Source organism: Paenibacillus baekrokdamisoli (assembly GCF_003945345.1).
Classification (GTDB): domain Bacteria; phylum Bacillota; class Bacilli; order Paenibacillales; family Paenibacillaceae; genus Paenibacillus_Z; species Paenibacillus_Z baekrokdamisoli.
In genome coordinates this window covers 2,964,598-2,978,155 of sequence record NZ_AP019308.1, presented here as the reverse complement: position 1 = coordinate 2,978,155, position 13,558 = coordinate 2,964,598, and the positions used below count along the sequence as shown (strand labels likewise).

The following is a 13,558-nucleotide window of genomic DNA, read 5'->3' as shown; positions in this document are numbered from 1 at the left end:
GGCTGTTTGTGTAAATCTTATTGCTAGAATGTCCGAACAAAAAATCGTGTTGACAATCAAATATAACGAATGTTATGATTTCGTTGAAATTAAGTTTACCGATGTATTTTTTACAAGGAGGGATCATTCAACGTTGTGCATCAAATTACTGCAGTGCTCGTAGGAGCCGGCGCGAGAGGAAGATTCGTATATGGAGCATATGCGAAGAAATATCCGGAGGAGCTAAAAATCGTCGCAGTTGCCGAACCGAATAAAGAAAGAAGACAGCTTGCTGCTAAGGATTATGGACTCTCATCCGATCAGTTATATGAAAGCTGGGAACAAATTTTAACGAAAACAAAAATAGCTGATGTCGCAGTGATATCTACGCAGGATAGAATGCATTATGCGCCTACGATGAAGGCTTTGGAGCTGGGATATGATGTTCTGCTTGAGAAACCAATGTCTCCATCGCCAATTGAAGTTATTGACATGGCGAACGCATCCCGCAAGCATAATCGGTTGTTAACGGTCAGTCACGTGCTACGATATACCCCTTTTTGGTCGAAGATCAAGGAAGTAATTGAAAGCGGTGCCATTGGTTCGATCGTATCCATACAGTCAAGCGAAAATGTGGGTTATTTCCATATGGCACATAGTTTTGTTCGAGGGAATTGGAACAAGTCCGAAGAAACGAGTCCGATGATTTTACAGAAGTCTTGCCATGATATGGACATCCTATCCTGGTTGATCGACGAGAAGTGTACGAGAGTCAGTTCATATGGTTCGCTTCTGCATTTCCGTTCGGAGAATGCTCCAGATGGTACAACGCTTCGTTGCACAGAGGGGTGCGCGGTTGAGAGGGAATGTCCTTATTCAGCAATCCGAATCTATGAAGAGGCGGAAACGCACGAGTGGTCTCGTTTTATTACGAACGATATAACACCTGAAGGCATTAAGGAAGCACTTCGAAGTGGTCCCTTCGGACGCTGCGTTTATCATTGCGATAATAACGTCGTCGATCATCAGGTGGTTAATATGGAATTCGAAAGTGGGTCAACCGCTTCATTTACGATGTCTGGTTTCTCTCACGATATCTCCAGAACCGTTCAGATTATGGGAACGCTTGGTGAAATCAGAGGTTATATGGAGAAGAATGAAATTGTTCTATACCCTTTTGGAAAGAAAGCAATTGAAATTCCCCTGACCGTTGAAGAAGGTGGCCACGGAGGCGGAGATGAAGGTTTGATGCGTGAATTCCTGAAGCAAGTTCGGAAGGGGAACAACATCGGCGGACAAGGGCTGACATCGGCGGAAGCTTCCTTGCAAAGCCATTTGATGGCCTTTGCAGCGGAACAATCTAGGCTGGAGGGCGGAAATTCTGTCGTTGTAGAGGAATTGAACGCGCGTTATACCTGTTCTTCTGCGGATGAGCTGAGTTTTCTGCAGCTTCATATTGCATCAACTGAAATAATTATTTAGGGGGGTCATATCCTTGAGGAATGTAAACGCATTATTATTATCTCTTGTTATGGTAGTTGTTCTGTTAGCGGGATGTGGAGGGAATAAAAACAACGAGCCGGCGAGTTCTCAGGCAAGTACGGAATCAAACGTAAGTCCGAGTGAAAACGCTCCGACTTCCGAGAGCAATGCCAATGTTTACCCGGAGAATGGATTGTCCAAGGATGAGAAAGTAACGCTGAAGATGGGATTCTGGGAGGCGGGTTCGGGTCGTGCCTGGATGGATCTGGCGGTTAAGAAGTTTACCGAGAAATATCCGAATGTCACGTTCGACATTACCTCAACTCCAACGCTGTCGACAATACTCGAACCAAAGATCGCAGCTGGCGACGACAATGACATGTTCGATTTGTTTATTCCGAACTTCTCGGCGGCAGGCCAACTGGAACGTTTGGCTAAAGCCGGCAAGCTGGAGCCGCAAGACGATTTGTGGGATCGCGACTTACCGGGAGAGACGGGCAAAAAACTGAGATCGGTTATTTCCGATGATGCATACGATACATCTCTTAGTATGGGTTTTACGGCCAGGGTACCGATTGCCGGATATACGGCAGGCCTATTCTATGATCAGAAGCTGTTTGATGAGAAGGGCTGGAATAAAAATCCGGCTACATGGGACGAGTTTGTAGCGCTTCTGGATCAAATTAAAGCAGATGGTGTCATCCCGATTACATTCCCAGGCGTATATGCCGGGTACCTTACCGATTATGTCTTCAATACGATTCAGTTCGATCTGGCCAAAGCCAATGGAACCTTTGATACTTACATCAAAAATTTCCGTAGCTTTACAGGGCCGCAGCTTACAACAGCAGAAAACAAAGAAGCATGGAAGCGGTTGTACGAATTTGGAAAGAAGGGCTATTTCCCTGCGGGAGTAGCAGCTTTGAATCATACGCAATCGCAAATGCAGGTGCTTCAGCATAAGGCAGCTCTTGTTTCAACTGGAGATTGGGTTGGCAATGAGATGAAAGAAAGTACGCCGGAAGGCTTCACTTGGGGATTCATGGCCGTACCGGCTTCCAATGATGCTAACCAAACCATATTCGTTAATTCCGGGGTGGGCGATACAGCATTTGTAATCTGGAAAAACAAGCCTGATCAAAACAAAAAGTGGGCGAAGGAATTCATCCTGAGCTTGTACGATTTTGAAATTCAGGAGTCGATTGCTGCAGATGCTGGAGCCTTTCCAGCAAGACTTGACTTTGGCGACGATCCTGCCCATATCGCGAAACTTCAGCCTACTCAGGCAGCCGTAATGGCATATGCAACAAAACATAATGTTCAGTATATTTCCTATCGTCGCGAATTCGGACTTACAAGTCCTGAACATGGGCAGGCCGACAAGCTGCTGAGCGAGCTAATAACAGCAGCGGCAACAGGGAAGAAAGATCCTTCGTCGGTATTGGAAGAAGCGGAGAAGCTTAAGCAAATCGCAATCGAGAAAGACCGTCCAAAAAAGTAAACAGTTTAGGTTCGGGAGGAAGGGTATTCCTCCCGAATATTTATTCGCGTAAGGGGGAGACGCTTTGAATGCCGGGATAAACGGAAATCAACCGGTTGTCATCTTACCACGAGTGCGAATAAGTTTACCTGAATCAAATTGTAATTGTATAAGGAGGAAGTCAGATGAACCGGAACAAGGCCAATAGAAGAACCACATTCATAAGGAAGTTCTTCATCGTATCATTTGCGGTAATTATGCTAAGCAGCTACATACCGACAGTCCAAGCTGCTCCAATAGGAGCAGCCACAGTTAATACGGATTCTGATATTGCTGGAAATTGGGCTGAAGAAATCCTGAATCGCTGGATTACAGCAGGAAATATCCAGGGATATGGTGACGGAAAATTCGGTCCTGACAGACTGATTACCCGAGGTGAGCTGGCAGCACTCATTAATCGTTCATTTGGCTTTACGGAGAAAAAAGACCTTGCTTTTACAGACTTAGTGAAGACCGATTGGGCGTATGAAGACCTGTCCAAAGCGGTGCAAGCAGGTTATATGCAGGGGTATGGGGATGGAACGATCCGCTCAAAGAATGCGGTTAGCAGGCAAGAGGCTGCTGTTGTCGTTTCGCGTTTACTGGGAGTGGAAGTGAAAGATGAGGCTAGCGCAGCAGATAGCTTCACCGATGCCGCATCTATTGCAAAATGGAGCAAGGCAGCGGTTGGGGATTTGCTTCATCGTAAGATCATTACGGGTTATGTGGACGGCAGCTTCAAACCGTTATCCTCTTTGACCCGAGCTGAGACTGTTGTAATCTTGGACCGAGCCTTAGCGGCCAAATCTCCAGGAGTCCATTATGATCAAGCTGGTGTATATGGCAGCATGGACAAAAGTCAGACAATTGCTGGGGATGTATTTGTAAGCGTTTCCGGTGTGAAGTTGAAGAATATGGTGATCGAAGGCGATTTAATCCTCGAAGCGGGGATTGGTGAAGGGGATGCATTCTTTGAGAATGTAACCGTTCGTGGTAATACAATTGTTCGTGGAGGCGGGGAGAACAGCATCCACTTTACGGATTGTGTATTGATTAAGGTTATCATCGACAAAAAACAAGGCAGAGTTCGCGTTGTGATTAATGGCAGCACAACGGCAACTGATGTCAGCATAAGATCATCAGCCATTATTGAGAATACCGAGCTAGAAGGGGCCGGAATTAGCAATATTACTTTGGAAGCTCAGTTGCCTGCACAATCGATTGTTAAGTTTATCGGTAAATTTAAAGTTGTTAACGTGCTTTCTACGAAAAGCGAGATCGTAATTGTTTCAGGAACGATCCATACTCTAAAGATTTTTGAGGATGCAACCGGAATAAAACTGACCATAGAAGAGCAAGGGAAGATTGCGCAGCTCATCGCGGACAGTATGATAGCTGCATGGGGAAAAGGCAAGATTGAAAAAGTGATATTAGGCTTGAAGGCAGAAGGAAGTACGTTTGAGACAGCGCCATTAATCATTGTACGAAGCTCGAGCGGTGGGAACGCTGGCGGCAGTAATAGCGGTAATGGAGGAGAAACGGGTCCTGTCAATAATATTTCCGGTGTAAGCTCAACCAACGGAACGATAACTGTCAAATTAGCTGTTTTTCCGACGAGCGATCCGGTAGCTGCTGATTTTACAATTCGGCAGATCGTCAATGGTCAACCAGCGGTTGCCGTTACCCCTAGTTCCATAACGGGATCAGCTATAACGAAGCAGGTTGTTATATCTGTGCCTATCCTTCCTTATGATGCATTAGAACAACAGCTTATATATAGTGTCTCCTACAATAACGGTCATGCATTTGAGTCTAAACCGTTTACGGTTGCTCCGGGCTTGGAGATTACCTCAGGCGGTCTTGCTCAAGCAGTTATCGTTGCACCTGACCAGAATAATAATGCCAAAGCAAGAGCTGCTGCATGGAAGCTGAGCAAATATGTGAAGAAGGCAACGGGAATTGAGCTGAATGTCTTGACCTATGGAGCTGAGATTCCAGATCATTTGCTGCCCATATATGTGGGAATTACAGTTCCACAGAATAAGGAACATATTGATGAATCGCTTCAGGGAGTAACTGCAGACGGTTTTGTGATCGATTTTGGTTCTGATTCCATTACGATTATCGGACCCACTGATTGGGGAACTGAATTCGGCGTAGACGAATTTCTAGAGGCTTATGTTGGTATTAGATGGCTTATGCCGGGAGCTGATGGCGAGTTTGTGCCTCAGAATTCTAGCCTAACCATACCTAAGAAGAACGTAGTTCAATCCCCTTCGTTCTTTGCTAGAACGTTTGGCTCAAGTACCCGCGAGGCTTGGGCAGAAGACAATCGGATCTATCGACAAATATATTTGAACCATTCGATGTTCGACTTATTTGCTCCTTCTAAGTATTTGGAAGCACATCCCGATTGGTATCCAGCAAATATTAATCCGAACCAACTTGGCGGCTGGCAGCCTTGCTATAGTAATCCTGCGACGGCAGCCAAGGCTATTGAGGTCATTAATCAATATTTTACGGATAATCCGAAGGCCACTTCTTACTCCATTGCCGTTAATGACGGCGGTGGCTATTGTGAAGCAGTTCCGGGACATCCCGGTTATACCGGTGCAATTAATTCTCTCGGCATGTTGAACATGTCGGACATCTACTTTAAGTGGGTGCAAACAGTGGCAGAGGGAGTCAATGCGCAGCACGGGGATAAGTATTTAAGCACGATAGCTTATCATGAGACCTATGATGCTCCTTCAGCTGCGTCCGGTATTCACTTGCCTTCTAATGTTCTTGTCTATATTACAGACGAAAGGATGAGCTGGGCAGATCCGGCAATGGGCAGCAAAGGTAAGGAACTGACAGGACGATGGAAGCAGGCCGCTCCTGGGGCATCATTCTATGAATATTTGTATGGGGGGCCTTACGTGCTGCCTCGCTCGTACTTCCATCAAATGGCGGACAATTATCAATATGCTTATGAAACAGGAGTTGAGGCACAAACAACGGAGCTGGCGCCGAATTTCGGTGAAGGTCCGAAGAGCTGGCTCGCAGCAAAGCTGCAGTGGGATGCAACAGCCGATGTGGATGTGCTGCTTCATGATTGGTATGTGAATGCAGTCGGAGCTGATGCAGCACCTTATTTGGCCAAGTATTACGCGCATTGGGAGGATTTTTGGCAGAATCGTGTTTTCCAGACGGACTGGTATAAGGCGTGGAAGACGTCGAACCCAAGAACCAACTTTATGACTTTCATGGATGCCAGCTATCTGAAGATAGTAGCTGATGCAGAGATTGCCCAAAGTCGTCAATGGCTGGAATTGGCAGTAGCAAATGCAAAGCAAACGGGTACGGCTTCCCAGCTTGTACGTGCTCAGAAGTTATTGAAGGCATTTGAATATTACGAATCCTCCGTGTTGACCTATCCAGGGAATTTGGAAGCGTCAGGTGCAATCACGAGTGAGAGTATGGGAATTACGCTGCTGGATGAAATCGTAAGTCGACTTGCGCTATCCGAGAAAAGAAAAGACCTCGTACAAGAATTTCAATCCGATAATATTCTTTCGCTAGAATGGTCGCCGGAAGCCTACGGCATGATGTGGTCGGGCATCCAAAGCAGTGACGTTCAGGCTTTGGTGGAATGGATCAAGAACGAACCGAAGACTGGCGGGGTAAGAACCCGAATGAATACAATCATTCAAAAGGAAGAGTCTGCTTACGCCGTTCATTATGTCAAGCTGATGCTGGCAATGGCAGATAAAGGGGAGACATTGAATACGAATACTTCATTTGAGAAGGGCACTGGGAATGATGCAGATGATTGGTGGTATTGGCTGGAGTATGGTCAAACCTCGGAAATCAATATTCATCGCAGTAATGAAAACCCGAGAACAGGTGATTATGGAATTAAGGTAAATGGTCTGAAGCTGGGGGCCCCCGTCTATGAGCTTGGAAAAGTGAATGCTGGTTATCACGGAATGTCAGCTTATTATTATGTGCCTGAGGGTTTGAAAACAGAAGGGACATTGCAATTATTCATTTACTATAATGATGCGAATGGTAATTGGCTTGCTTCTTCCTACAATGAAGAGAAGCAGTTGAAAGATGCTGTTAGTGGATGGAATTTGGCTGAATGGGTCGGCAATATTCCGGAGAAGGTCGATGGAATCCCCGTTAAAAAATTGCAATTTGGCGTTAAAGTGAGCAAGTTAAAGGAAGATGAGATCATTTATTTGGATAATGTGGATTTTTTCAGATTGAGCGATCCTTATGTACCTCCGGTAGTAGGAGAAAAACCATTAAATCAAAATAGCTCATTTGAGAATGGCTCTGTAGGAGCGGATGATGCCTTGCCATGGTCTTATTGGATCGATGGAAACAGGTTTACCGCTACTGCGATAAGCAGAAGCAGTGAGGAGCACAAGACAGGCAGCTACAGCTTGAAGGCAGATAGTGTGAAGGCAGGTGCTGTAAGCCAAATCATAGCCGTTGATCCTGGAAATTACCGAATGTCAACCTGGTATAAAACAGCGGCAGGAGGCTCAACCAATGGCAAGCTTAGGCTGTATGTCGATTTCCTCAACAAGAACAACAGTATAATCGGTGAGGTATTAATGGATCCCGTGCAGGTAGGGAATACGCAGGGAGAATGGAAAGATATGAAGTGGACAGGGAAAGTACCGGCAGAAATTAACGGTGAAGCTGTAACCCGAGTTAGACTCGCTATACTGCTTTATGATTTCGCGGATGGCGAGGCTGTTTATCTGGATGATATGGAATTATATGAGCAAGCACCTCCTAAAGTTCTGAACGGGAATGCATCGTTCGAGGAAGGCTCGGCAGGAGCGGATGACGCACGGCCATGGTCCTATTGGATCGATGAAGGCAGAAGATTTGCGGATACTGCGATGAGCAGAAGTAGTGAGCAGCACAAGACAGGCAGCTACAGCTTGAAGGCGAATAGTGTGAAATTAGGTGCTGTAAGCCAAATCATAGCCGCTGATCCTGGAAATTACCGGATGTCGACCTGGTATAAAACAGCGGCAGGAGGCTCAACAAATGGCAAGCTTAAGCTGTATGTCGATTTCCTCAACAAGAACAGCAGTATAATCGGTGAGGTATTAATGGATCCCGTGCAGGTAGGTGATACGCAGGGAGAATGGATAGAAACGGAGTGGAAGGGGACAGTACCGGCGGAAATCAACGGTGAAGCTGTAACCCGCGTTAGACTCGCTATACTGCTTACGGATTTCGCGGATGGCGAAGTTGTTTACTTGGATGATATGGCATGGACCTTGCAACAGCCTGCTCCTGTTGAGCCTCCCATTGTGGATCAGGCGCTGAACGTGAATGGATCGTTCGAGGAAGGATCGGCAGGAGCGGACGATGCCTTGCCATGGACCTATTGGATCGATGGAGGCAACAAATTTACTGCTACTGCGATAAACAGAAGCGGTGAACAGCACAAGACAGGAGCCTTCAGCTTGAAGGCGGATAGTGTGAAAACAGGCGCAGTCAGCCAGCTTGTGACCGTCGAGCCTGGAGATTATCGCATGTCGACTTGGTACAAAACAGCAACAGGAGGCTCAACAAACGGCAAGCTCATGCTGTATGTCGACTTTCTCAACCAGAGCGGCAGTATAATTGGTGACTCAGCAATGACTCCTGTACAAGTAGGAGATACGCAGGGAGAATGGATCGAAGCGGAGTGGACAGGTACGGTGCCAGCGGAAATCAATGGTCAAGCTGTAACTCGCGTTAGAATCAATATGCTACTTACGAATTTCGCGGAAGGCGAGGCCGTTTATCTGGATGATGTGGCGATGAAAGTGCATAGATAGTTCAAGGAAGGCTCGGTAGCAGCAGCTGACGTATTGTCATGGGTCTATTGGGTGGATGGAGGAAACAAATTCACCGCTACTGCGATAAGCGGTAGCGGTGATCAACACAAGACAGGAGTCTTCAGACAGAAGGTGAAGGTGGATATTGTATAACAGGCGTAGTCAGCAATAAAAATAAAGTGAGGCGGTTGATAATGATGAATAATCGCAATAAGCATGGACGTATGCTTCTTCTGGCGCTATTGCTATCATTGTTTATTGGACTTATTTTTACTAATTACTCCTATCAACAAGCCGATGCAGCACCACTTCTTGGAGACGATATGGAGGATGTTAGCGATTGGACGCTGGTGAATCCTTCTAATGGATCAATGACAACTTATGCTGGAGCATCACAGGTGCTTCAAGGCTCCTACAGTATGAATTTCAGGGTTACAGATAACAACAATGGGGTGAATGATGCCGTCTCGGTTTATAAAGCGTATTCTCCGAATTTGAATCTCAATAGTCATGATGTGATGTCCTTATGGATTCAGACCGATACACTCAATCCGTATTTGGAAGTCCAGCTGACCGATTCAGACGGGACAGTGAGTAAAATTATACTTTCCATGGTAGTGCGAGGATCTAATATTCCTGCTGAAATTAAACCGGATAAATGGTATCAGGTATTTTGGCACTTCAAAGAAAATATCGGTGTAGTTAGTGGCGGAGACGGAGTCATGAACTACGCTGCGATCCAAAAGGTAACACTATCCTCTACGGATGGTAGGCCAGCCTTTATGAAAACAGCCCAAACTAATTTTTACATCGATGATTTGAATTTTTATGCGGACAGTGACTTGTACAGCAGCACACAAATTGATGCGATGGAAACTACATCTGCTTGGTTAACGACAGCCCTTGCAACTCTAGCGTCCTCTTCTGCACAGGTGAAGCAAGGCTCGTCCAGCATTAAATTTACGGCAACGAACAACAACAATGGGAGTGCTGAGTATCCATCACTATATAGAACTAATGTCAATTATAATTTGTCGGGCTCCTATGAGCTTACCTATTGGATTAAACCTACCCAAAATCTGACTTTTTTCAATGTGCGGATAACCGATACCGATTCTACTTCAGAGGAATTTACACTTGCCAGAATGTTTCCTGCTGAAGGAGGCACTTTGCTGGCTAACAGATGGTACAAGGGACGAATTTTGTTTAGGGAGGATCCTGGAACCATTACAGGTGGAAACGGCATAATGAATTTTGATGCGCTTAAAGAGATTGTCTTTGTCACACGGGATTCTGAACTGCCAATTGGAAGTAATACAGATATGTATATCGACGATTTACAGGCTGTCAAATATAATGACCGCCTTATGTTGGACGCTATTGACAGTACTACCGGTTGGACAACAACAACGGGTTCAAGCATAACATTAAATACATTTAATTATCGGGATGCTTCTAAAGCTGCTGTGGTCTTTACCGCTCCTAATAATAATGACGGATTAGAAAATGACTATTTTGCTATAAAGAGTTTATCTGCAAATCTCTCGTCTTATGATGTGCTTTCCTTCTGGATTCTGGTCTCTAAAGAAACGGATAAAATGATATTTTCTGTGGTAGATGCGGATGGAACCAGCAATTATATTCGTCTGGATTCGATTCTTTGGGGTTCTCAGTTAGTACCTGGAAAATGGGTGCATATCGAATGGCCATTTAAAACGGTTACAGATGAAATTAGCGGCAGTGATGCTGTGATGAACTACACTAATATTACTAAATTCCAAGTAATAGTGAATGACAATCAGATGGTCAAAGGGATTTCCGGCAACTCGTTCAGCTTTGATAATCTGGAGGCCATGACCGCCAGAGAGTGGACTCGCAGCAAGGAGGATGTTCCGATGCTGGCCCCGACAGCTTATGATTACGCTGCTGATCGTTTTCAAATCGGGATGTATCAGGGTAGCAATGTGCAGCCCGAGAAAGCATTTCAAGATATAGTGAAGCACGGAGTTGATTTTTTGGTAACGCATGTCGGGCAACGAAACGATATAAGTACCAAAAATGCCGGATTGGCTCGAAAGCTTGGTCTCAAAGTAGTTCGTTCGAGCTTTCCGGATATCTCATTGATTCATTCAAGCTTAGACGCAATGGCTTCCATCGATTCTGCTCAGACGAGCCTGTATGATCCTAATAATAATACGTTAAGCTATTTGAATTCAAATGAGCTGGAGGTTTACTGGTCGAATTCTTTGCAGAGCTCTGTCGCGGCGGATTACACCTATTTGGCTATGAAGACTAGAGCCAACGACGCCCTTATCGGCTTGAATAGGCTCACCAATACGCACCATATCAATTATCTGTGGTACGATACCGGCGAAGATCTGCCCTGGTTTATGGATTGGTCAACGCTTGGCAACTATGGAGGCTTCAAATGGACGGATCGTTTGAAGGAAACAGCTCAGCGTATGGGTAAAACAAATGTAATAAACACGAATTCCTGGTCACCTAGCAATTTACTGACAGCGATGAGTGACAGGAACTATCAGCATGTAGGTTTGGCACCACTCAATCTCGATGCAATTGCTGACTTCAAGGATTCGCTTTGGACGAACTTTGAAGGAGGAATAAATGGAATTGCCTTTTATATTTATGATGGATCGGATGATAATAATAAATGGAATTTCGTTGATGACGACGGCAATCCGATGAATGATCGGAGATGGGCGGCCGTATCTGATATGTCCAAGCAAGTAAGGGCAACAGAAGGAAAGCCTTACGTGGAACTGACGTACCCGCGAAGCTTTGAAGTTGTCGAAAAAGGCAGTGTTTCGTTAAGTGCGAAGGCTGCTCCAAGTGGAGCTGCGATTGCTTCAGTTACCTATGAATATAATGACGGAACAAACGATAGCTGGACTACGATTGGGAGCAACACGACTAGTCCATATACGGTAACCTGGAATACAAGCGGGTTGGATTTGGCGAAAAAATATACGGTTCGTGCAAGATCCTTTGACGGAACGAACTATTCCAGTTACGATACGAGCTCCTTTATCTCGCTGGTTGCTGCGGGTGGGCCGGTTATTTCCAATGCAGCATTATCCTCCAATCCGACGAACGGGGCAACCTCATTGGTGCTTACGTCAACGGCAGCGGACAGCGCACAAGCGATATCCCAAGTGCAGTATTATGTCGATACCGTGCAAAAACCAGGTCAGGGAGCTGCGATGTCAGCATCGGATGGTGTATTTAATAGTTTAAGCGAGGGTGTAACCGCGACAATTACCATTCCAGCTCTCGCCGCAACAGTGCCGATTCTGATTGATGATATGAATGATATTTCCGATTGGAGCGGGAGCGCGACGAGAAATTTGGAGGCTGGACTTCTACGTCTGGATGTCAGCAATAATAACAATGGGGTCTCCAATATCTTTACCGCTATTAAAGACTATGGCGCTAGTCTACAAAATCTGAGCAATCTCGATACATTAACGTTCTGGTTGAAAGATGATGCCTCAACTCTTACCCAGCTCCAGGTGAAGCTGATCGACAGCGACGGCACGATACTGCAAGCCTCACTTCCCACTTATTATGGCTCAAGCAGTTTGCCGGCAAACATTTGGAAGAACATTCGTTGGAGCTTCAGAGAGAACTACGATTCGATTTCCGGAGGTAACGGAGTTTTTGATTACAGCAATGTAAAAGCGATCGAATTTGATGTGGATGACAGCATGCTTCCTGCATCCGGTGCGCTGCAAAAAATTTATATAGACCAAATTCGCGCATCTGCTGAAACTCGCTGGCAGGAGGAAACTACGCCGATCGTTTATGTTCGGGCGAAGAACAACGCAGGAAACTGGGGACCTACCCAGTCGATTAAAGTCAATGTGACCAAAAGCTCCGCAGGCGATACTCAGGGTCCTGTAACAGTCGTAGCTGGAACTAATCCTCATGGCATAACTGATGGCTTGTCCTCGTTTCTGTTAACGGCTAATGTGGATGACGGGATTGATAACCACGGCGGGTCACAAATTATTGCGGCCGAATATTTTACAGATTCTACGGGAGTCAATGGGACGGGAACGGCTATGGGGGCTATAGATGGCAGCTTTGATGCGATGAGTGAATCTGTGATTGCTTCTGTATCTGCAGCCGCATGGGCAGAGAACAGCAAACATACCTTCTATATTCACGGCAAAGATGCTGCAGGCAATTGGGGACCTTTTTATACTGAAACCATTATCAAAACAGCTGCTCAGGGACCTCGTATACAGAATGTGGGGGTTAATCCAAGTCCGACGCAAGGAAGCACAACGGTAACGGTTAGAGCGATTGCCGATGAAACGGAAACGGGCTGGGGTAATATTGCCGCTGGTGAATATTTTGTAGATACGGTCGGCTTTGAAGGAACCGGAACTTCGATGGCCGCATATGACGGAGCCTTTAGTGCTAAATTGGAGCAGGCTACGGCACAAATCAACATCTCTGGATGGTCTAATGGCTACCATACGGTTTATGTGCACGCTAAGGATTCACGAGGGAAATGGGGCGCTTTGAAGTCTGTCGCGGTATTAAAGAATTAACTTAAAAAGCCCTGTAAGGTTTGATGTTGTTGTGGCAGCTAAACCGATGGAAGTGCGTAGAATAGCTTGGCCGACCAACAACGACTTCCTTTTCCCGATCATCTAATATATCAAGATTTTTATAAATCTTAATGCGAAGCGGTAGTTGTAAAGTTATTGTGGGAATA

4 protein-coding genes are annotated in these 13,558 nt (G+C 45.6%); all 4 read left to right on the top strand.

The annotated features are described in order from the left end of the window. Positions 1 to 135: 135 nt before the first annotated feature. The 4 genes from EKN16_RS13510 (at position 136) to EKN16_RS13495 (ending at position 13,391) form a co-directional block, all read left to right on the top strand. Positions 136 to 1,461 carry a Gfo/Idh/MocA family protein gene (locus EKN16_RS13510; protein WP_125657867.1) on the top strand — a complete coding sequence of 442 codons (1,326 nt, stop codon included), beginning with the start codon at positions 136 to 138 and terminating at the stop codon, positions 1,459 to 1,461. A 13-nt stretch (positions 1,462 to 1,474) separates the two neighbouring features. Beyond that, complete coding sequence (locus EKN16_RS13505; protein WP_125657864.1) at positions 1,475 to 2,962, top strand: ABC transporter substrate-binding protein; 1,488 nt, start codon at positions 1,475 to 1,477, stop codon at positions 2,960 to 2,962. A 164-nt stretch (positions 2,963 to 3,126) separates the two neighbouring features. After that, entirely contained in the window at positions 3,127 to 8,814 is a 5,688-nt protein-coding gene (locus EKN16_RS13500; RefSeq protein ID WP_125657861.1) for a DUF4838 domain-containing protein, read from the top strand. A gap of 194 nt (positions 8,815 to 9,008) precedes the next feature. Further along, positions 9,009 to 13,391 carry an Ig-like domain-containing protein gene (locus tag EKN16_RS13495; RefSeq protein WP_125657858.1) on the top strand — a complete coding sequence of 1,461 codons (4,383 nt, stop codon included), beginning with the start codon at positions 9,009 to 9,011 and terminating at the stop codon, positions 13,389 to 13,391. Positions 13,392 to 13,558: the final 167 nt, after the last annotated feature.